Source organism: Corynebacterium zhongnanshanii, from assembly GCF_014490575.1.
In the GTDB taxonomy this organism is placed as follows: Bacteria; Actinomycetota; Actinomycetes; order Mycobacteriales; family Mycobacteriaceae; genus Corynebacterium; species Corynebacterium zhongnanshanii.
In genome coordinates this window covers 430,841-450,805 of sequence record NZ_CP061033.1, presented here as the reverse complement: position 1 = coordinate 450,805, position 19,965 = coordinate 430,841, and the positions used below count along the sequence as shown (strand labels likewise).

Below are 19,965 nucleotides of genomic sequence, written 5' to 3'. Positions count from 1 at the left end.
CCGAAAAACCCGGGCACGCGGTGAGTACTCACGTCAATTGCAAAAAAGAAGATACTCGCGTCCACTATACAGTTCTCAAACAACACGAAACACACAAACACCAACCACCTACCGGTAGTCACCGTCCACATGCTCCCCATGCACAGGAATAACAAACGTCATTCCAGACACCCAACAGTAGCAACAAACCAAGCACCAATCCACTTCCACACCCACACCCTCTTCGGTGCGAGTCAGACACAATCACCATCCATGCGATCTACCCAGATTCCAAAACAATAAAACAAAAATACTCCTTAGAAAGGAGGTGATCCAGCCGCACCTTCCGGTACGGCTACCTTGTTACGACTTCGTCCCAATCGCCGATCCCACCTTCGACAGCTCCCTAACGAGTTTAGGCCACTGGCTTCGGGTGTTACCAACTTTCATGACGTGACGGGCGGTGTGTACAAGGCCCGGGAACGTATTCACCGCAGCATTGCTGATCTGCGATTACTAGCGACTCCGACTTCATGGGGTCGAGTTGCAGACCCCAATCCGAACTGAGACCGGCTTTAAGGGATTAGCTCCACCTCACGGTATCGCAACCCACTGTACCGACCATTGTAGCACGTGTGAAGCCCTGGACATAAGGGGCATGATGATTTGACGTCATCCCCACCTTCCTCCGAGTTAACCCCGGCAGTCTCTCGCGAGTCCCCACCATAACGTGCTGGCAACACAAGACAAGGGTTGCGCTCGTTGCGGGACTTAACCCAACATCTCACGACACGAGCTGACGACAACCATGCACCACCTGTATACAAGCCACAAAGGGAAAACACATCTCTGTGCCGATCCTGCATATGTCAAGCCCAGGTAAGGTTCTTCGCGTTGCATCGAATTAATCCACATGCTCCGCCGCTTGTGCGGGCCCCCGTCAATTCCTTTGAGTTTTAGCCTTGCGGCCGTACTCCCCAGGCGGGGCGCTTAATGCGTTAGCTACGGCACGGAAATCGTAGAAAGATCCCCACACCTAGCGCCCACCGTTTACGGCATGGACTACCAGGGTATCTAATCCTGTTCGCTACCCATGCTTTCGCTCCTCAGCGTCAGTTACTGCCCAGAGACCTGCCTTCGCCATCGGTGTTCCTCCTGATATCTGCGCATTTCACCGCTACACCAGGAATTCCAGTCTCCCCTACAGCACTCTAGTTATGCCCGTATCACCTGCAGACCCGGAGTTAAGCCCCGGGCTTTCACAGACGACGCGACAAACCACCTACGAGCTCTTTACGCCCAGTAATTCCGGACAACGCTCGCACCCTACGTATTACCGCGGCTGCTGGCACGTAGTTAGCCGGTGCTTCTTATCCAGGTACCGTCACCCAAAAGGCTTCTTCCCTAGCGAAAGAGGTTTACAACCCGAAGGCCGTCATCCCTCACGCGGCGTCGCTGCATCAGGCTTGCGCCCATTGTGCAATATTCCCCACTGCTGCCTCCCGTAGGAGTCTGGGCCGTGTCTCAGTCCCAATGTGGCCGTACACCCTCTCAGGCCGGCTACCCGTCGTCGCCTTGGTAGGCCATTACCCCACCAACAAGCTGATAGGCCGCGAGCTCATCCTGCACCGAAAAAACTTTCCACCACCGACACTAAACGATGGTCCTATCCGGTATTAGACCCAGTTTCCCAGGCTTATCCCAGAGTGCAGGGCAGATCACCCACGTGTTACTCACCCGTTCGCCACTCGAGTACCCCTTGCAAGCAAGAGGCCTTTCCGTTCGACTTGCATGTGTTAAGCACGCCGCCAGCGTTCGTCCTGAGCCAGGATCAAACTCTCCATAAAAGCAAATCAGCACTACAAGAGAGCCAAAAACTAGCTACAAAAAAATAAAACTACTGACAAAAGAATCAAAATAAATCATTCAAAAACCTGTCATCGTCATCACCAGCCCCGACGGGAAGAAGGGACCTCCAACAACAACAAGCCACAGTCAGACAACAACAACACACACAAACCTGCATGCGCCATCATCGATTACTATTCCCGTGTCACATGCGCGCTACCGCACACTGGCACACAAACAGCCCCACAACAACACAAAAGCATCATCATGAGAATGAACACCCACCCAGCAACACGACGCCAGGCCACCACAACATGCAAAAAGGGGCATTCACCAACCATGTCCTCACACCAACACACCACACGGTGCATCAGTACTGTGGAAACAAATTAAACTTGGTTCATCACACTATTGAGTTCTCAAACAACCTGCGCACACACAACCACACCCAACAACATTGAATGCAAATCATGAAGCAAAACCAGAAACAAACACGTTCCGGTACAGATCATCAGGGCCGTTTTCCTGCCCCTCCCCTAACAACAACCCCACACAATCACTCTGTGTGGCTTGTCTGGGAGCCGGTGTCGGTCGCTCTGACTTGAACTAATCTACACACAACCCACACACAACACAAATCCCCAGCTCAAAGCGTGAAAACGTACAGCTAAAAACTAACGTTTAACGCGCTTAATCCCCGCACCTAACGCACGGAGCTGTTCATCGAAGCCCGGGTAGCCGCGATCGATGTGATAGACGTCGTGCACCTCTGTATCGCCCTCAGCCACCAGCGCAGCAAGCACCAACCCGGCACCCGCGCGAATATCGGAACTCCACACCGGCGCGGAAGACAACGGACGTCCACCACGAATGACCACATGGTGGCCATCGATGCTGGCGTCGGCACCAAGTCGCATCAGTTCATCCACAAAGCGGAAACGGGACTCGAAGATGTTCTCGGTGATGACGGACATTCCCTCCGAGGCCACGCACAGCGCGATGGCCATGGGCTGCAGGTCCGTGGGGAAGCCGGGGAACGGCAGGGTTTGATAATCCACCGCCGTGGGCTGCGCGTTCTGCACCACCCGGAAGCCGGACGGATAGGTCTCCACCTGCGCGCCCGCCAGCTTCAGCTTCTCCAACACCAGGTGCAGGTGCTGCGGATCAATGCCCGCCACCGTGATGTCACCCTGCGTGATCGCCGCAGCATACGCCCAGGTTCCGGCCACAATACGGTCACCCACCACGTCGTGCTCGCAGGCGCGCAGACTATCCACGCCCTCCACCGTGATCACGTTGGAGCCCGCGCCCGAGATCTTCGCGCCCATCTCGTTCAAGAAGTTGCACAGGTCAACGATCTCCGGCTCACGCGCCGCATTGTCCAGCGTGGTGGTCCCCTCCGCCAGCACGGCCGCGGTCAGGATGTTCTCCGTCGCCCCCACCGACGGAAAGTCCAGCTTGATGTGGGCCCCACTCAGGTGATCGGCCTCCGCCACCACGCACCCGTGCTCGATGCGGGTGTGTGCGCCCAGCTTCTCCAGGCCCGTTTGGTGCATGTCGAGTGGGCGGGAACCGATGGCGTCGCCGCCGGGAAGGGCCAGGCGGGCCCTGTGGCACCGGGCGGTCAGTGGCCCCAAAATAGCGACCGACGCCCGGAACTGCCGCACCGCGTCAAAGTCCGCGTTGTATTCAATCTCCGCGGGCGTGGTGATGTGAATCGTCGCACCATCCACCTGCACCTCGCAGCCCAGCCCCCGCAGGACATCGGCCATATACGCCACGTCAGCGATCTGCGGACAGTTGTGTAACGTGGTGGTGCCCTCAGCCAGTAGAGCTGCAGACATCAACTTGAGCACACTGTTTTTTGCGCCGTGTACCCGTACCGCACCGCTTAGGCGCGCGCCTCCCGTGACGATAAAGCTGTCTTTCACGACCTCCACAGTAGACAATATTCACCGCAGATGCCGTCAAAGAACCAACCAACAACCGATCAGGGAAGGGCTCCAATTCGGCGCGCTGCATTGACCGCTTCGTAGCGGGTGTGCGCCCCCAGCTTGCGCATCACCGAGCGCAGGTAGCTCTTCACAGTCTCAGCACCGATGCCCATTTCCGCGGCCGCCTCCACATTGGTGTGGCCCAGGGCCACGCAGGCCAGGACATCCAGCTCGCGGGCGGACAGCTTGGTGGTCTGCTTCACCCGCACGGGCGAGACCATCTGGTCGCACAGGACTTCCAAATCCCGACGCAGCGCCTCATCTTCCACGCGGTTGGCCAACATGCGCAGCTTGGAGTGGGTGGCGCGCACCTGTTCCCATTCCGCACCGGACATGGAGCGGTTCTGCTTCGGCGCCGCCGCCTGGGCGGCGTTGCTGCTGGCGTTGGTGGTGGCATTGGCGGCTGCGGCGGAGCTGCTGTTACGCGCGCCATCCTGACGACGCAACGCGTCCAGCACCGCCAGGTCCTGCTCCAGGCAGCGGGCTGTCATGGTCACTTCCTCTAAGACCTTGTCCCCCATGCGGGCCTTGGAGTGCACACCGGCGTAAAGCACGCCGCGCATGTCCCGGTTCACGATCACCGGCACCGCGACGATGGAGTGGAGCCCCTCGTCCCGGATGTGGCGATCAAAATCGTGGGTGATGGACTTCGCACGGGTGTAGTCAGATACACCCACGGGGCGGCGGGTTGCCAGGACGCGGCCACCCACACCTACCCCCACGTTCATCTCGAGGTTGTGGAGCGCGGGAGTGCGCAGGCCCACCCACTTGTTGATGCGTAGCTTTCCGTCTGTTTGCACAGCTCCATACATCGTGGCGGGGATGCCCGTCGCGTTTTTCAACGAGTTCAAAGCGGAAAAAATTGCATCCTCGTCATCGCGGTGGCGTTGCTGCTCCACGTAGTTACTCCTCACACCGGGTGCCCTCATGGGGGGAATCCTAGATTCCAGGGCACTGTCCCAGTGAGTATATGCCACACCCCCTATACCCCCAAAATTGCCCCCACTCCTAAAGATCCTCGCGCGCACTGAGGCGCACAATGCGCTCCAGACCACGATCAACGCTGTCCGGGGAGGACGCGAGCAGCTTCTTCGTGAGGGCCTTGCCCACCGCCTTGACGGGAATGTCCGCCTCCACGTACGCGGTGACGCGCACCACGTCCGGATCCGCCGAAGGCTCAAAGGTCAGCACCGTGCGGAGGTTGCCCATCCTGTGGGGCAGGGACACCAGGGTGTGCATGGAGAAGCCGTCCTCCTCCAGTGGCTGCACCGCCACCGCCTGGCCCGTTTCCGGCGCTTCCGCACCCTCTTGCCCATCCGCACTGCGCATATGCACTACGGCGTGCGTCACGCCCTCGTCATCCACGGTGTAGTCCGCGTGGAAGATCTCCGCACCCGTGCTGTTCTGCTCGGGCCGCGCCATGTCCTCGTCGGTACACAGGTAGGTGCGCGAGCTCACCACGCGGTACGCCTCGGCCAGCGGCACGGGCAGGTCGCGCTTAAAGATCTTCCCTTGAGGTTTCTTAGCCATTTAGCGGTGCTTCCACTCCGGATCGCGCTTCTCCACGAATGCGGACATGCCTTCCTTCTGGTCCTCCGTGGCGAAGAGCTTCCAGAACTGCTGGCGCTCCAGCTCCACGCCCTCGGTGAGGGTGGTCTGGTAGGCCGCGTCGACGGTCTTCTTCGCCGCCTCGAGCGCCACGTGGGACTTGGAGGCAATGCCTGCCGCGATCTTATGAACTTCCTCGGCGAATCCTTCGGTGGGCAGCACGCGGGACACGAGCCCTGCTCGCTCCGCTTCCTCGGCCTTCATCATGCGTCCGGTGAGGATCAGGTCCATGGCTTTGTACTTGCCGACCGCCCTGGTGAGACGCTGCGTTCCCCCCATTCCTGGGATGACGCCGAGGTTGATCTCGGGCTGGCCGAACGTGGCTGACTCGCTCGCCAGGAGGATGTCGCCGAGCATGGCCACCTCGCACCCGCCGCCCAGGGCGAATCCGGATACTGCGGTGATCAGCGGGGTAGATAACGACGCCAGCTTCTCCCATTCCGCGAATAGTCGCTGATCGGCGACCTCAGGATAGGTTTGATCCTTCATTTCCTTGATATCAGCCCCGGCTGCGAAGGCTTTTTCGCTACCGATGAGCACAATGGCGCCCACCTCGGCGTCGGAATCAAATTTCTCAGCGGCGGCGGTGACTTCGGCCAGGACGGTGGAATTCAGGGCGTTGAGGGCCTTGGGTCGGTTGATGGTGATGGTGGCGACGTGGTCGGCAACGTCGACGAGGATGGTTTCAAATTCGGTGCTGCTAGTCATGGCTCCCATTGTCCCAAAAAGGTCACCCCTGGCGCCACCGGGGGATGAAGTGTAGGATCTAAAAACAGACCGATCAGTCTGTTCATTGGGCATAGACAACAAAACTCGGAAAGGATGTCCCCACATGGCAAAGATTTACGACAACCTCACTGATCTCATCGGAAACACTCCGCTGCTCAAGGTCAACAAAGTCAACGACGGCGACGCCACCGTTCTGCTGAAGCTGGAAGCCGCTAACCCCGGCAACTCCGTCAAGGACCGCATCGGTAAGGCCATCATCGACGCTGCAGAGAAGGACGGCTCCCTGAAGCCAGGCGGCACCATCGTGGAAGCAACCTCCGGTAACACCGGAATCGCACTGGCCATGGTCGGCGCAGCCAAGGGCTACAAGGTCATCCTGACCATGCCAGAGACCATGTCCAACGAGCGCCGCATCATGCTGCGCGCCCTGGGCGCAGAGCTGGTTCTGACCCCAGGTGCAGGCGGAATGCAGGGGGCCGTGGACAAGGCCAACGAGATCGTGGAGTCCACCGACAACGCCATCCTGGCCCGCCAGTTCTCCAACCCAGCCAACCCTGAGGTGCACTACAACACCACCGGCCGCGAGGTCTACGAAGATACCGACGGCAAGGTAGACATCTTCGTCGCAGGTGTGGGTACCGGCGGAACCGTCTCCGGTGCTGCAAAGTACCTGAAGGAGCAGAACCCAGACATCCGCATCGTGGGTGTGGAGCCAGCCGACTCCCCACTGCTGACCGAGGGACGCTTCGGACCTCACAAGATCCAGGGCCTGGGCACCAACTTCTTCCCAGAGAACCTGAACAAGGACATCATCGACGACGTCTACGACGTTGCCCTGGACGACGCGGTGAAGACCGCTCGCCAGCTGGCCGCTGAAGAGGGCGTGCTGTCCGGAATCTCCTCCGGCGCCAACGTCTGGGCCGCTTTGCAGGAGGCAAAGAAGCCTGAGAACGCCGGCAAGACTATCGTGGTAATCGTCCCTGACTTCGGTGAGCGCTACGTCTCCACCCTTCTGTTCGAAGACCTGCGCGACTAGTTTTTAAGGATTCGATCTGTGAGCATTATCGGACGCATTCGCGAGGACCTCGCCAACGCCCGACAGCATGACCCCGCAGCACGAGGCGACCTAGAAAACGCCATTGTGTATTCCGGGCTGCACGCCATCTGGGCGCATCGCGTGTCCCACGTTCTGTGGACCAAGGGGCTCCGCGGCCCCGCCCGCGTGTTGAGCCAAATCACTCGCGCGCTCACGGGCATCGAAATCCACCCAGGCGCCACCATTGGCCGGAGGTTCTTCATCGACCACGGCATGGGCGTAGTCATCGGTGAGACCGCCGAAATCGGCGACGATGTCATGCTCTACCACGGCGTGACCCTCGGCGGCTCCGAGCTGGTTCAGCGCAAGCGCCACCCCACCATCGGCAACGGTGTGATGATCGGCGCTGGCGCCAAGGTGCTGGGCCCCGTCACCATCGGTGAGGGCTCCGCTGTGGGCGCGAATGCGGTGGTGACGAAGGACGCCCCACCGCATTCCATCCTGACGGGCATTCCGGCGCAGCCACGGCCGCGCAAGCCCTCTCAGACCACGCCTCTGGTGGACGCCGTCAAGTGGGTTGACGACCTCCAGAACAACATTTAGAACCTACTTCTTCACCAAGTCCTGGTACTCCGGGTTCTTGGCGATAAAGCCCTCCACGGCCGTGCAGGTAGGGATGATGGTCATCCCAGCCTCGCGAGTGTCGTCGAGGGCTTCTTTAATGAGCAGCTTGGACAATCCCTGACCCTGGTAGGCGGAGTCCACCACGGTGTGGTTGAAATCCCTCACGGAGCCGTTCTCCACGAACTCGGCGTAGCCGGCCTCTGCCCCATCCACCTGGATGACGTAGCGGGCTTCTTCTTTAACAACAGTTTTCTGTGGTGTGGTATCAGACATGCCCCCACCCTACCGAAAAACACGAAGCCGCCCATCCTCCATAGTGAGGATGGGCGGTGAGTGTGGCCAGAGCCGGGATCGAACCGGCGACCTTTCACTTTTCAGGCGAACGCTCTACCGACTGAGCTATCTGGCCTCGAAATAAAAACTCTATGTGGAATCTTTAATTCGACGCGACCCTGACGGGACTTGAACCCGCGACCTCCGCCGTGACAGGGCGGCGCGCTAACCAACTGCGCCACAGGGCCACATACACTGCGTTGTTCACGCTCATGTGCACGAGAAGTAATTATATAGGCACATGCCTAGAGAGTACAAATCACCAGGTCAGAGAAGCATTTTACATACCCCAAGGGCAGGCTAAAGCACGCACGAAAAAACCGGCGCATCTCACTATCCGATGCACCGGTTTTTCACCTTGCGACCCTGACGGGACTTGAACCCGCGACCTCCGCCGTGACAGGGCGGCGCGCTAACCAACTGCGCCACAGGGCCGTACTCCCAACGGGATTCGAACCCGTGTTGCCGCCGTGAAAGGGCGGAGTCCTAGGCCCCTAGACGATGGGAGCAATACTAACGACGTTGTTTCCAACTTCTTTAGCAGCCCGCTTAGCTTAAACAATAAAGCACCTTTTGCACAAATCGCCTGGTCACACCCACTGTGTGTGCCGTCAAAAACACGTGAACCCCGCGCTGCTGCGCGGGGTTCACGTGCGTGCTGTGGGCCCTCCGGGGCTCGAACCCGGGACCTGCGGATTAAAAGTCCGTAGCTCTACCAACTGAGCTAAAGGCCCAACGCCTTCAACATTCTAGCGAAAAAGCCACCATAAAAGAAAACCGCCCCGCGTGGGGGCGGCCTGAGTTACATGCACCTAGCTGGACAACACTAGCCGCGCATGTCTCCCTTCTCCAAGAAGTTGGTGTGGAACTGGAAGGCCGTAGCCAGGTCGTGTGGAGTGTGCAGCGCCTTACCGGCCTTGGTGGCCCGCTCGTAGTACTCCTCCAGCAGCGGACGGTAGTCCGGGTGTGCAATGGAGATCATCTTCTTCACTCGGTCGCGTGGCGCCGTGCCGCGCAGGTCAGCGTAGCCGTACTCGGTGATGATCACCATGGCGTCGTGCTCCGTGTGGTCGATGTGGGACGCAAACGGCACGATTGCGGAGATCGCGCCGTCCTTAGCCTGAGACGGCGAGATGAAGGAGGAGATGAAGGCGTTGCGGGTGAAGTCTCCGGATCCGCCGATGCCGTTCATCACCTTGGAGCCGGTGACGTTGGTGGAGTTGATGTTTCCGTAAATATCGGCCTCGATCATGCCATTGGTGGCGATCAGACCCACGCGACGGATGACCTCTGGGTGGTTGGAGATCTGCTGTGGGCGCAGGACGATGGACTCGCGGTAGCGCGCGGCTTCGTCGTTCATCTTGTCCGCGTATTCGGGCGACAGGGCGAAGGAGGTGGCGGAGGCGACGGTCATCTTGCCGGCGTCGATCAGGTCGATCATGCCGTCCTGGATCACCTCGGTGTAGGCCTGGATGTTCTCGAACTTGGAGTCCAGCAGGCCATTCATCACGGCGTTGGGCACGTTACCCACGCCGGATTGCATGATGTACTGGTCGTAGGCCAGGCGCCCGGCGCGAACCTCACCCTCCAGCAGGTCCAGGAAGTGCCCCGCGATCTGCTTGGAGGTCTCGTCCAGCGGCTTGAAGGGGGCGTTGCGGTCGGGGGCGTTGGTCTTCACCACGGCCACGATCTTGGAGCTATCGACCGGGATGTAGGGGGTGCCGATGCGGTCGCCAGGGTTCTGGATAGGAATCGGGGTGCGGTTCGGCAGGTTCGGCACCTTGTAGACATCGTGCATGCCCTCAAGGTCCAGAGACTGCCACTCGTTAACCTCAACGATCACCTTGTCCGCGGCGTTGATGTACTCCACGTTGTTACCCACCGCGGAGGAGGGAACGATGTGCCCCTCTTCGGTAATGCGCACGGCCTCGATGATGGCGACCTGGAAGTCACCGAAGAAGCCCTGCTCTACCTGCAGGCCCAGGTGGGAGAGGTGGATGTCTTGGTAGCGCGCCGTGCCGTCGTTGAATTGTCCGCGCAGGCCGGGATCCGAGTTGTATGGGGTGCGGTAGTTGATCGCATTGGCCTCGGCCATCACGCCGTCGCAGTCGGGTGCGGTGGAGGCGCCAGTGAAGACGTTGATGGCGAACTCTTCGCCGCGGTCGTGGGCCTCCTTGGCCTTGTTGGCGATGGCCGTGGGGAGCGCCTTGGGGTAGCCGGCACCGGTGAATCCGGACATGCCGACGTTGTCGCCGTTGTTAATGAATTGAGCGGCTTCGTCCGCGGTCATGACCTTGGACTGCAGTTCGGCGTGTGCGATGCGCTCGGACATCCTGTTGTTCCTCCTGTAGTTGTGAATTATGTTCGACGCCACAGTCCGCGTACATAAATAGTTTTAAATCAATAGTGATAAAACTATAACCGCAGGTAAAGGGCGCAAAACCTCTTGGACACAAGACTACATAAAGCATTCTGTTACAACCACCACACCCCGAAAATTTTTGCCTTCCCACCATTCGGGTGTGACAATTGAGCGCGTGAATAGCGCATTGCGAATAGGTCCCTTAGAGCTCGACAGCCCCGTGGTCCTGGCCCCCATGGCCGGAGTCACGAACGTGGCCTTCCGCACCCTTTGCCGCGAACAAGAGCGCCAGCGGATGGGCAGCGTGGCCGGCCTCTACGTGTGCGAGATGGTCACCGCGCGCGCCCTGGTGGAGCGCAACCCCAAAACGCTACACATGACCACTTTTGCCCCCGACGAAGACCCCCGCAGCCTGCAGCTGTACACCACCGACCCCGAATACACCTACAGGGCAGCAAAGATGATCGTGGAGGAAAACCTCGCCGACCACATCGACATGAACTTCGGCTGCCCCGTGCCCAAGGTCACTCGCCGCGGCGGGGGTGCCGCCCTGCCCTACAAGCGCCGCCTGTTCGGCAACATCGTCGCCGCGGCCGTCAAGGCCACCGAGGGCACCGATATCCCCGTGACCGTGAAGTTCCGCGTCGGCATCGATGACGACCACCACACGCACCTCGACGCCGGCCGCATCGCCGCCGACGAAGGCGCCGCCGCCGTGGCCTTGCACGCACGCACTGCCTCCCAGCGTTACTCCGGCGAGGCGAACTGGGACGAAATCGCCCGCCTGGTGGAGCACATCGACGGACGTGTGCCCGTGCTCGGCAATGGCGACATTTTCAAATCCACCGACGCCCGCGCGATGATGGACAGCACCGGCTGCGACGGCGTGGTGGTGGGGCGCGGCTGCCTGGGTCGGCCCTGGCTGTTCGCCCAGCTCTCCGCGGAGCTGCGCGGCCTGCCCGTCCCGGCAGAGCCCACCTTAGGGGACGTGGCCCGGATCATCCTGCGCCACGCGGAACTGTTGTGCGACCACGAGGGCGAAACCAAGGGCTGTCGCGACATGCGCAAGCACATGACCTGGTACATGCGGGGCTTTCCGGCGGGCGGAGACCTGCGTCGGACATTGGCGACAATCACGTCCCTGGACGAGCTACGCCACGCCCTGGAGGACATCTGGGACTCCCCCGCCACCGCCGACGACGCCGACGGCGCGCGTGGACGCCAGGGCTCCCCCGCGAAGGTGCTTCTGCCCGAGGGCTGGTTGGACGACCCAGAGGATGATGCCGTGCCCGAAGGCGCAGATATCATGCATTCCGGGGGCTAGATACTAGACTGGGTGGCATCATGCGTGAACTCTACAATCAAAGACTGAACGCCTTTAACCACAACCAACGCGCCCTGGCCGACCTGGCTCACGACCTCATGAGCCATGCCACGGAGGCACTCCTGACCTCCAACCTGGAGCTGGCGGAATCCATCGTCGCCCGCGCCGACGAGGTGGACGAACTGAAGGACCACGGGGAGCAAGCGGCGTTTGCCATGCTGGCCCTGGAGGCACCCGTGGCCCGCGACCTGCGCCACGTGGTCTCCGGCATTCACATCGTGGGCAGCTTCGCCCGCATGGCGTTGCTGGGTATCCACGTGGCAAAAGTAGCCCGACGCCGGCACCCGCAATGCGCGGTCCCCGACGAGCTCCGCCCACGCATCGAGCAGATGTCTTCCCTGGGGTGCCACGCCGCACTGATGGTGACGTCCATCATGGAGGACGCCGACCCACAGAAAGCCCTGGCGCTCGAGGGTGACGATGATCAGGTGGACCGGATCCACCATGAGCTGTTCAACCTCGCCACGGCCAAGGACTGGCCCTACTCAGCACGCGAGGCCGTGGACGTCACCCAGCTCAGCCGGATGTTTGAGCGCTATTCCGACCACGCCGTCTCCGTCGGCAATCGGGTGATCTTCATGGCCACGGCCATGCAGCCGGAGGAGTTCGCGCAGTCCGTGGCTCATCCAAAGCGGCCAGAGATGTAATCCTCGGTCTCTTTCTTCTGCGGCTTCTCGAAGATCCTCTCCGTGGGGCCCACCTCCACGAGGTGCCCCGGCTTGCCGGTGGCCTCCAGCGAGAAGAAGGCCGTCTGGTCGGACACACGCGCGGCCTGCTGCATATTGTGCGTGACGATCACGATGGTGAATTGTTCCTTCAGCTCGTGGATCAAGTCCTCCACCGCCAGCGTGGAAATGGGATCCAGGGCGGAGCACGGCTCGTCCATCAACAACACCTGCGGTTCCACTGCAATCGCCCGGGCGATGCACAGGCGCTGCTGCTGACCACCGGAGAGGCTGCCGCCGGGCTTGTTCAGGCGGTCCTTGACCTCTTCCCACAGGTTCGCGCCGCGTAGGGCCTTCTCCGCAACCTCGCGCAGCTTCTTCTTGTTCTTCTCTCCAGCCAGCTTCAGGCCGGCCACCACGTTTTCCTCGATGGACATGGTGGGAAACGGGTTGGCCTTCTGGAAGACCATGCCGATGGTGTTGCGCACCGCCACCGGATCCACCTTCGGGCCGTAGATGTCCTCCCCGTCCAGGAGGATCTCGCCCTCCACACGGGCGTTGGGGATGACCTCGTGCATGCGGTTTAGGGTGCGCAGCACCGTGGACTTACCGCAACCGGACGGGCCGATGAAAGCGGTGACGGACTTCGGTGGAATGGTCAGGTTGACATTCTGCACCGCGTGAAACTGGTCGTAGTAAATATTGACGTCTTTAAGATCAAGGCGCTTGGCCATGTGTGTACTCCTCGTCGAGTGCGGGTGCGGTTACAGCTTCACCGAAAACTTCTTGGAAATAAAGCGGGCGCTCAGCATCAGGAAGGCCACCAACAGCACCAGGGTGAGCGCGGTGCCCCACAGACGTTGGAGCACGTAGTCGCTACTACCAGCGCCGTACATCTGCAGCATGAACAGCGGCAGGGAGTTCTGGTTACCCTCGAAGACGTTCCAGTTGATGATCGGGGTGGACCCCACCAGAATCAGAACCGGGGCGGACTCTCCCATCACGCGGGCCACGGCCAGCATGATGCCGGTGACGATGCCGGACAGCGCGGTGGGCAACACGATGGTGCAGATGGTCTTCCACTTCGGAACACCCAGTGCGTAGGAGGCCTCGCGTAGCTCCATCGGCACAATGCGCAGCATCTCTTCGGTATTGCGGACGATGATCGGAACCATCAGCAGCACCAGTGCGATGGACACGGCGAAGCCGGAGCGGTTGAAGCCGAACATAGTAATCCACATGGCGTAGACGAACAGCGCGGCCACGATGGACGGCACGCCCGTCAGGATGTCCACCATGAAGGTGGTGACGCGGCCCAGCAGGGAGCCATTGGCGTACTCCACCAGGTAGATGGCGGTGAGCACACCGATCGGGATGGAGATGATCGACGTCACGGCCACCTGCACCAGGGTGCCGATGATCGCGTGGGCGATACCGCCGCCGGCGCGGTTCACCGGCTGGCCGGCCATGTCGAATCCCCACCAGGCGGGGTCCAGCACGGCGGACAGGCCGTTCATCACCACGGTAGCCAGCAACCACACCAGTGGGAGTAGGGCCAGAACCATCGTGCCGTAGATCAACACCGTCGCAACCTTGTCCTTGGCCTTGCGCGTGGTGGAGATGGGCACAAACATCTCAGTGGTAGTCATGGGGTGGGGTCTCCTAGTGCTTCTGAGCGACGACGGCACGGGCAGCGGCATTGACCAGGAAGGTCAAGATAAACAGCACCAGACCTGCGGCGATGTACGCGCCGGCCTTGAGGTTATCGTTAAACTCCGGGGCGGCGTTGGCAATGGCGGTCGCGAAGGTGGTACCACCGTCCAGCAGGGATCCGCGGAATCCCGGGGAGGACGCGATGACCATGTACAGCGCCATGGTCTCACCCAGGGCACGGCCCAGTCCCAGCATGGAACCGGAGACGAAGCCGGACATGCCGAACGGCAGCACGGTCATGCGCACCACTTCCCAGCGGGTCGCTCCCAGCGCCAGCGCAGCCTCGACATGCCCCTTCGGGGTCTGCATGAACACCTCGCGGGTGGTCGCGGCGATGACGGGCAGGATCATGATGGCCAGCACCACACCACCGGTGAAGATGTTGCGGCTGGTGGACGTGGCCGGCGAGGTTCCTTGGTCAAAGTTGAACAGGATGAATCCGCCGGCCCAGCCGGAGAGCCATTCGTAGAACGGCCCCATCGCCGGGCCCAGGACCTGGCTACCCCAGATACCGAACACGATGGACGGCACGGCAGCGAGCAGATCCACCATGAAGCCCAGGGGCTTCATGAGCGGCTTGGGGCAGTAGTTGGACAGGAAGATGGCCACACCCAGGGCCACGGGCATCGCGATGATGAGGGCCAGCAGGGAGACCATCACCGTGGTGAAGAACAGGTTCGGGATACCGAACTGCATCCAGCCACCGTCATTGGCGGTGTAGTTGGTGTTCCAGCGTTCACCATAGGTGAAGAAGCTGATGAATCCGTCGCTCAGGCGGGACAGCGCCGGGATCGCGCGGAAGACCAAGAACAGTCCGATCAGGGCAATGATGACCGTGATGAGGATGGAGGATCCCTTGGCCAGGGATTCAAAAGTCACATCCCCCACGCGCTTGACGGTCGATCCGCCCGCGCGCTGGCTGTGGGTCGTCGGGAGAGGTTCCTCCACGGACGCGGCGCGCGCGTCCGTGTCAGGACGGGTGGCTAAAGCCATGAGGTTTCCTTACAAGAAGTGGAGTGTCGCAGGGATTACAGTGCGTCAACAGCGGCGGTCAGCTTGTCCTTGAACTGTCCGTCGACAGGAATGTAGCCCTCGTTCTCCAGGTCCTCACTCTGGTTATCCAGCATGGTGTACAGGAAGTTCTTCACCAGCTTGGCCGTGTTCTCGTCGTAGCCCGCCGAGCACACGATCTCGTAGGTGGTCAGCACCAGCGGGTAGGCACCGTCCTCCTTGGAGGCGTAGAGCGCGTCCGAATCCACCACCAGGTTGTGGCCTTCACCGCTGAAGACAACCGTGTCCAGGGCCTTGTTCACACTGGTGGAGTTGAGCTCCACGGGCCCCTTACCGAAGTCGATCTTGGCGATGTTCATATCGCCCTCGCGCTCCTTGGCGTAGCCGGACTCCACGTAGGTGATGGCACCGTTGGTGACGGCCACCTGGTGAGCCACACCGGTGGACTTGTTAGTACCGGCGCCCACTGCCGTAGGGAAGGACTTGCCCTCGTCCGTCCAGTAGCCGTCGGTGGAGGCGCGGAGGAACTTCTGGAAGTTATCGGAGGTGCCGGACTCGTCGGCGCGGTACACCACGGAGATGGGGACGGCCGGCAGGTTCACGCCCGGGTTTTCGCCCTGAATGGCTGGGTCGTCCCAGGAAGTGATCTCACCCTTGAAGATCTTGGCGATCGTCATCGTGGACAGGTTCAGGGTCTCCTCCACACCGTCCAGCTTGTAGGCCACGGCCACCGGGCCGATCACCATGGGCAGGTGCCAGGCCTCGTTGCCACCGCAGCGCTTCGCGGCGGCCTCCACCTGGTCGTCCTTCAGAGGAGAATCGGAGCCCGCGAAGTCCACCTGGTCGGAGATGAACTGGGTCTGTCCCGCGCCGGATCCCGTGGCGTTGTACGCCAGCTGGGCGCCGGTGGCGGCGGAAAACGCGGGACTGAAGACGTTGTCCATGGCGTTTTGCTGTGCCGAGGACCCCTCGGCGCGCAGTTCTCCGGAGGCGTCGGTCGCGAGTTTGTCAGCGTTTTCTCCGCTTCCCCCCAATGCGGAATCGTTGGCTGCATTGGAGCACGAGCTCAATGCCAGGGCGCCGGCGAACAAGGATACGGCTACAGCGCTCGAGCGCTTAGTCGTCTGCTTCACAGTAGTGTGCCTTCCGAGTAGGTATGCGTCAAAAAACATTCGTCGTTACCAGGCACTGTACAAATCCATGATGGACACGAAGCAGGCACAGGGTTAATGGAGAGTTAACAGCTCTTTTTCACCCGCCGACCTGCGCACTTCCCCCACATGAGATACCCCCAAACGCTACCCCTCCCCCGGCCCGCACACGCAGAGAAGCGCCCGCGGGTTCACCTCACGTTTACCTACAGCTGGCCGCGGTAGACCACGTCGGTGTGCACCACGTCGAAGCCCAGCTTCCGATACGTCGCCACCGCCGGAGCGTTATCCCCCTCCACATACAGCTCCACCAGGCCGCACCCGTGATCCAGAAGGTAGCCGATGCCCAACGACGTCATCGCGCTGCCCATCCCCGTGCCCCGGGCCTCGTCGGCCACGCACACCACGTACACCTCGCCGGCGCGCTGCCCCTCGTCCACCTCCCGCTGGTCGACAGGAATCTTCGTCCAGTGGAAGCCCACGCAGCGGGTCCTCTCCCCCTCGTCCTTCCACGCCATCAGCACGCCCTGGGGATCGAACCACGCCGTGTTTCGCGCCTCCGTCAGCTGTTCCAGGGACCATCCGCCCTGCTCCGGATGCCACGCAAAGGCCTCGTTGTTCACGCGCAGCCACTCCTCGTCCGTGACCTCCTTCCCGAAACGCTCACAGGCCTGCTCATAGGTCAGGATGCTGAAGTCCAGGGACTCCGCACGCTCGTGCGCGTCCTTCGTAGCCTTCTCAAACAGGGCGTGGCGCGGCGAACCCGGCGCGCACTGGACGGACATCTTATGCAGCTCGCGCGTGCGGCGCGCGTCCAGCCGGGAGACGAAGCGCTGTGCCTCGGGGAGGTCGCCGTGTGCCCACACGTCGATGGCTCCCGTAATCCCCAGGTCATCCCGCAGTCCCTCGATGAGCTTCACCGCCAGTCCTGCGTGGCGGTACTGCGGGGATACGGCCAGCTCCACTACCCGATCCTCGTTGATGGCGATCACGCCCACCACCACTTCGTCCCCCGCGGTCCGGGCGATGAGATGCCGATGTCCCCGATCATCCGCCAGCCCCCGCACGAAGGCCTCGCTGAGCGCTGCGACCTTATCGTAGTCCTCCACATCCGCGAGGAACTCCTTCACGGACTCCACCACCTCCGGCGAGGAATAGAGGTGCTCGCGGGGCTCAATACTAAACGGGCTGGCATCTCGGGAAGTATCCATGCTGTCCATCTTCCCTATTTCGCGCACGCCCTGCCACAGTTTTCGCCAAATTCAGCCCCGTTAGGACTCTTCCAGCGGCACCACCTTGTAGCCCACGTTGCGCACCGTGGCGATGAGGTGCTCGTAGTCATGGCCCAGTTTTGCTCGCAGCCGCCGCACGTGTACATCGACGGTCCGCGCGCCGCCGAAATAGTCATAGCCCCACACTTCCTGCAGCAATTGCTCCCGGGAAAACACCCGCCCGGCGTTTTTCACCAGGAAGAACAGCAGCTCGAATTCCTTGTAGGTCAAATCCAGCGGGGTGCCGGCCACACGCGCCACATAGGTCATCTCATCGACGATGAGCTTGCCCACGGCCGCGACGGAGGAATCCTCCGCCTCCTCCACCGGCACGGGTTGGCGGGTCATCAACAAGCGAAGCCGGGCGTCGAACTCAACGGGGGACGTGGTAGGCAGGAAGAATTCATCCACGGCCCAGGAGGAATCCACGGCGATCAGGCTCGCCTCGTCGATCGCAATGACCACGGGCAGGGCGGGGTAGGCGGCGGCCACGGCGCGGCATAGGTCGCGGGCGTTGAGCAGGTTCGTGCCGGTGGTGTCGATGAGCACTACGTCGCACTCGTCGAGCTTCTTGATGGATTGCGCATCGAAAGGCAGGACGTGCGTGCTGTGGTTGAGCAGCGCCAGGGCAGGGATGATGTCGGCTACATCCTGAGTTTCTGAAATCACGGATATCTTCAACGCCTGTGTCGCCCTTCTGTACTCGCACAAGGAAAGTGGGGTAATAATAAGAATAATGAACGAGAGAGACATTGCCACACCCCACCTCAGCCGCGGCTGGAAAAGAACGCTGGTGGCGCTGGGCACGCTGATCGGCATTGTCCTCGGCGCAACTCTTGTGGACGCCCTGATCGCCGCACGTGTGGAGCATAAGATCAGCCAGAATCTCTACGAGCAGTCCAACCTGCCCTCACCCCCGGATGTGCACCTGGCCGGGTACCCCTACGTGTGGGCAGCGGTCAGCCACGAGCTGCAGGCCGTGACGGTCAACGCGAAGGACCTGGATGTTCCCGGCTTTGGGCTGGTCAGCGTGTACACCTCCGCGCAGTACGTGACGATCCCCCGCGCAGCCGTGTTCTCCGGCGATATTCAGAACGCCCCCGCCCGCAAGATGTTTACCCGCCTGCAGCTGGATGGCGTGTCCATTGGCTCCCGGATGGGCTTGAACGACCTGCACATTCAAAATCTGGAGGACATTTCGCCCCGCGGCGGCTGGGAGACCGAGGCGATCCTGCAGGGCTCCCCCAAGGGATACAAACGCCCGGTGAGCGTGGCCGTGTCCTTAAGGATCAAGGCGGGCGACGTGTACATCACCCCCACCCGCGTGATCGACGGGCCAGATTCCACGTCCGCTACCGCGAAGATTGTGGATGGGGATGATTTGAGTCCCGACGCCCAGCGCGCTTTCCGCGAGGCCTTCACCCTGAAACTCTCCGGTGCTGAGCTGCCCCTGCGGAAATCCCCGATGCGCGTGTATGTCTCCGGCGGGTCCATCTATGTGGAATCCGAGCAGTTTTACACCACGGTCAGCCTGGACGACCTGACACCGCACGTGGAGCCACTCCCTGAGGAGGAACGCCCCGGCTTATAGCTGTACGCTGGGTGCCATGACTGATACCCAGAACACCCCAGGAGACAAGCTGAATCCCGATGCTGCGCTGGACCGCGCGGCGGAGGCGGCGAAGAACACCGCCGATAAGAACGTGCCGGACTTCGGCGATCTGCCAATCCCCGCGGACACCGCGAATCTGCGCCTGGGCCCCAACCTGCACGACGGGCTTTTGGCCCTGCTGCCGCTGATCGGCGTGTGGCGTGGGCAGGGCCAGGCGGCCCACCCCGGCGAGGAGGAGTTTACCTTCGGCCAGCAGCTGGTGTTCGCCCACGACGGCGAGAACCGCATCTCTTTTGAGTCCCGCACCTGGCGGATGGGCGAGGACGGCGAGCCGTTGGACACGCCGGGCCGCCGCGAGACCGGCTTCTGGCGCATCAACGACGCCGACGAGATCGAGCTGATCATCACCCACTCGGACGGCATGGTGGAGATTCTGTACGGCAAGCCGCTGTCGGAGCGCGCCTGGGAGCTGGAGTCCGCCTCCACGATGGTCACGGCCACGGGGCCTGCGGCCTTGGGCCCCGGCAAGCGCTTGTACGGCCTGATGCCGAACAACGACCTGGGCTGGGTGGACGAGCGCATGATCGACGGCGAGATGGTGCCGTGGCAGTCCGCGCAGCTGCACCGTGTGGTTGGCTAGGGTGG

Annotated in this window: 18 protein-coding genes, 5 tRNA genes and 1 rRNA gene; 6 read left to right on the top strand and 18 right to left on the bottom strand. The window is 61.4% G+C overall.

Going from position 1 to position 19,965, the window contains the following annotated elements:
• Positions 1 to 300: 300 nt before the first annotated feature.
• From IAU67_RS01960 to IAU67_RS01940, 5 genes are all read right to left on the bottom strand, one after another.
• Positions 301 to 1,826, bottom strand: a 16S ribosomal RNA gene (locus IAU67_RS01960).
• A gap of 675 nt (positions 1,827 to 2,501) precedes the next feature.
• Entirely contained in the window at positions 2,502 to 3,758 is a 1,257-nt protein-coding gene (gene murA, locus IAU67_RS01955; protein WP_151842466.1) for a UDP-N-acetylglucosamine 1-carboxyvinyltransferase, read from the bottom strand.
• A 59-nt stretch (positions 3,759 to 3,817) separates the two neighbouring features.
• Complete coding sequence (locus IAU67_RS01950) at positions 3,818 to 4,720, bottom strand: helix-turn-helix domain-containing protein (protein ID WP_151842691.1); 903 nt, start codon at positions 4,718 to 4,720, stop codon at positions 3,818 to 3,820.
• A 109-nt stretch (positions 4,721 to 4,829) separates the two neighbouring features.
• Complete coding sequence (locus tag IAU67_RS01945; RefSeq protein ID WP_151842467.1) at positions 4,830 to 5,351, bottom strand: hypothetical protein; 522 nt, start codon at positions 5,349 to 5,351, stop codon at positions 4,830 to 4,832.
• Complete coding sequence (locus IAU67_RS01940; RefSeq protein WP_225723524.1) at positions 5,352 to 6,137, bottom strand: enoyl-CoA hydratase-related protein; 786 nt, start codon at positions 6,135 to 6,137, stop codon at positions 5,352 to 5,354.
• Positions 6,138 to 6,261: 124 nt separating this feature from the next.
• Here IAU67_RS01940 and cysK point away from each other — a divergent pair, with 124 nt between their 5' ends.
• Together cysK and epsC are read left to right on the top strand one after the other, a co-directional pair.
• Entirely contained in the window at positions 6,262 to 7,194 is a 933-nt protein-coding gene (gene cysK, locus IAU67_RS01935; protein WP_151842469.1) for a cysteine synthase A, read from the top strand.
• Between the two features lie 18 nt (positions 7,195 to 7,212).
• Positions 7,213 to 7,797, top strand: a complete 585-nt coding sequence (gene epsC / locus IAU67_RS01930) for a serine O-acetyltransferase EpsC (protein ID WP_151842470.1) — start codon at positions 7,213 to 7,215, stop codon at positions 7,795 to 7,797.
• Positions 7,798 to 7,800: 3 nt separating this feature from the next.
• Here epsC and IAU67_RS01925 read toward each other — a convergent pair whose 3' ends face one another.
• From IAU67_RS01925 to IAU67_RS01895, 7 genes are all read right to left on the bottom strand, one after another.
• Positions 7,801 to 8,091: a GNAT family N-acetyltransferase gene (locus tag IAU67_RS01925; RefSeq protein ID WP_151842471.1), complete on the bottom strand. Its 291-nt coding sequence runs from the start codon at positions 8,089 to 8,091 to the stop codon at positions 7,801 to 7,803.
• A gap of 63 nt (positions 8,092 to 8,154) precedes the next feature.
• Positions 8,155 to 8,227 (bottom strand) — tRNA-Phe (locus IAU67_RS01920).
• Between the two features lie 38 nt (positions 8,228 to 8,265).
• Positions 8,266 to 8,339: transfer RNA gene (locus IAU67_RS01915), tRNA-Asp, on the bottom strand.
• A 173-nt stretch (positions 8,340 to 8,512) separates the two neighbouring features.
• Positions 8,513 to 8,586: transfer RNA gene (locus IAU67_RS01910), tRNA-Asp, on the bottom strand.
• Position 8,587: 1 nt separating this feature from the next.
• A tRNA-Glu gene (locus tag IAU67_RS01905) sits at positions 8,588 to 8,660 on the bottom strand.
• Positions 8,661 to 8,812: 152 nt separating this feature from the next.
• Positions 8,813 to 8,885 (bottom strand) — tRNA-Lys (locus tag IAU67_RS01900).
• Positions 8,886 to 8,977: 92 nt separating this feature from the next.
• On the bottom strand, positions 8,978 to 10,483 hold the full coding sequence (locus IAU67_RS01895; RefSeq protein ID WP_151842472.1) for a succinyl-CoA:acetate CoA-transferase ScpC: 1,506 nt from the start codon (positions 10,481 to 10,483) through the stop codon (positions 8,978 to 8,980).
• 205 nt (positions 10,484 to 10,688) lie between these two features.
• Between IAU67_RS01895 and dusB the strand changes: the two genes are divergently transcribed.
• Together dusB and IAU67_RS01885 are read left to right on the top strand one after the other, a co-directional pair.
• Positions 10,689 to 11,837 (top strand): tRNA dihydrouridine synthase DusB, encoded by a 1,149-nt coding sequence (gene dusB, locus IAU67_RS01890; protein ID WP_225723525.1) that lies wholly within the window; start codon positions 10,689 to 10,691, stop codon positions 11,835 to 11,837.
• A gap of 20 nt (positions 11,838 to 11,857) precedes the next feature.
• Complete coding sequence (locus IAU67_RS01885) at positions 11,858 to 12,544, top strand: phosphate signaling complex PhoU family protein (RefSeq protein ID WP_151842473.1); 687 nt, start codon at positions 11,858 to 11,860, stop codon at positions 12,542 to 12,544.
• Here the strand turns inward: IAU67_RS01885 and pstB are convergent.
• The 6 genes from pstB to IAU67_RS01855 form a co-directional block, all read right to left on the bottom strand.
• Positions 12,520 to 13,296 (bottom strand): phosphate ABC transporter ATP-binding protein PstB, encoded by a 777-nt coding sequence (pstB, locus tag IAU67_RS01880; RefSeq protein ID WP_151842474.1) that lies wholly within the window; start codon positions 13,294 to 13,296, stop codon positions 12,520 to 12,522. The two genes, IAU67_RS01885 and pstB, sit on opposite strands and share 25 nt — an antisense overlap.
• 30 nt (positions 13,297 to 13,326) lie before the next feature.
• On the bottom strand, positions 13,327 to 14,211 hold the full coding sequence (gene pstA, locus IAU67_RS01875; protein WP_151842475.1) for a phosphate ABC transporter permease PstA: 885 nt from the start codon (positions 14,209 to 14,211) through the stop codon (positions 13,327 to 13,329).
• A gap of 13 nt (positions 14,212 to 14,224) precedes the next feature.
• Positions 14,225 to 15,268, bottom strand: coding sequence for a phosphate ABC transporter permease subunit PstC (gene pstC / locus IAU67_RS01870; RefSeq protein WP_151842476.1), 1,044 nt, complete (start codon positions 15,266 to 15,268; stop codon positions 14,225 to 14,227).
• A 35-nt stretch (positions 15,269 to 15,303) separates the two neighbouring features.
• Positions 15,304 to 16,419, bottom strand: a complete 1,116-nt coding sequence (gene pstS, locus IAU67_RS01865; protein WP_225723526.1) for a phosphate ABC transporter substrate-binding protein PstS — start codon at positions 16,417 to 16,419, stop codon at positions 15,304 to 15,306.
• Between the two features lie 224 nt (positions 16,420 to 16,643).
• Entirely contained in the window at positions 16,644 to 17,648 is a 1,005-nt protein-coding gene (gene mshD / locus IAU67_RS01860) for a mycothiol synthase (RefSeq protein WP_151842478.1), read from the bottom strand.
• Between the two features lie 60 nt (positions 17,649 to 17,708).
• A complete protein-coding gene (locus IAU67_RS01855; protein ID WP_269434234.1) occupies positions 17,709 to 18,377 on the bottom strand; it encodes a response regulator transcription factor in 669 nt (222 codons plus the stop codon).
• Between the two features lie 67 nt (positions 18,378 to 18,444).
• On the opposite strand from IAU67_RS01855, the gene IAU67_RS01850 reads away from it, so the two are divergent.
• Positions 18,445 to 19,299: an LmeA family phospholipid-binding protein gene (locus IAU67_RS01850; protein WP_151842480.1), complete on the top strand. Its 855-nt coding sequence runs from the start codon at positions 18,445 to 18,447 to the stop codon at positions 19,297 to 19,299.
• 16 nt (positions 19,300 to 19,315) lie between these two features.
• Positions 19,316 to 19,960 carry a heme-binding beta-barrel domain-containing protein gene (locus IAU67_RS01845; RefSeq protein WP_151842481.1) on the top strand — a complete coding sequence of 215 codons (645 nt, stop codon included), beginning with the start codon at positions 19,316 to 19,318 and terminating at the stop codon, positions 19,958 to 19,960.
• The last annotated feature ends 5 nt before the right edge of the window (positions 19,961 to 19,965 follow it).

Excerpts from the sequence above, each read along its gene's own strand:
- IAU67_RS01945 (WP_151842467.1), bottom strand. The coding sequence starts at position 5,351 with ATGGCTAAGAAACCTCAAGGGAAGATCTTTAAGCGCGACCTGCCCGTG.
- IAU67_RS01940 (WP_225723524.1), bottom strand. The coding sequence starts at position 6,137 with ATGACTAGCAGCACCGAATTTGAAACCATCCTCGTCGACGTTGCCGAC.
- cysK (WP_151842469.1), top strand. The coding sequence starts at position 6,262 with ATGGCAAAGATTTACGACAACCTCACTGATCTCATCGGAAACACTCCG.
- IAU67_RS01925 (WP_151842471.1), bottom strand. The coding sequence starts at position 8,091 with ATGTCTGATACCACACCACAGAAAACTGTTGTTAAAGAAGAAGCCCGC.
- IAU67_RS01895 (WP_151842472.1), bottom strand. The coding sequence starts at position 10,483 with ATGTCCGAGCGCATCGCACACGCCGAACTGCAGTCCAAGGTCATGACC.
- IAU67_RS01885 (WP_151842473.1), top strand. The coding sequence starts at position 11,858 with ATGCGTGAACTCTACAATCAAAGACTGAACGCCTTTAACCACAACCAA.
- pstB (WP_151842474.1), bottom strand. The coding sequence starts at position 13,296 with ATGGCCAAGCGCCTTGATCTTAAAGACGTCAATATTTACTACGACCAG.
- pstA (WP_151842475.1), bottom strand. The coding sequence starts at position 14,211 with ATGACTACCACTGAGATGTTTGTGCCCATCTCCACCACGCGCAAGGCC.
- pstC (WP_151842476.1), bottom strand. The coding sequence starts at position 15,268 with ATGGCTTTAGCCACCCGTCCTGACACGGACGCGCGCGCCGCGTCCGTG.
- mshD (WP_151842478.1), bottom strand. The coding sequence starts at position 17,648 with ATGGATACTTCCCGAGATGCCAGCCCGTTTAGTATTGAGCCCCGCGAG.
- IAU67_RS01850 (WP_151842480.1), top strand. The coding sequence starts at position 18,445 with ATGAACGAGAGAGACATTGCCACACCCCACCTCAGCCGCGGCTGGAAA.
- IAU67_RS01845 (WP_151842481.1), top strand. The coding sequence starts at position 19,316 with ATGACTGATACCCAGAACACCCCAGGAGACAAGCTGAATCCCGATGCT.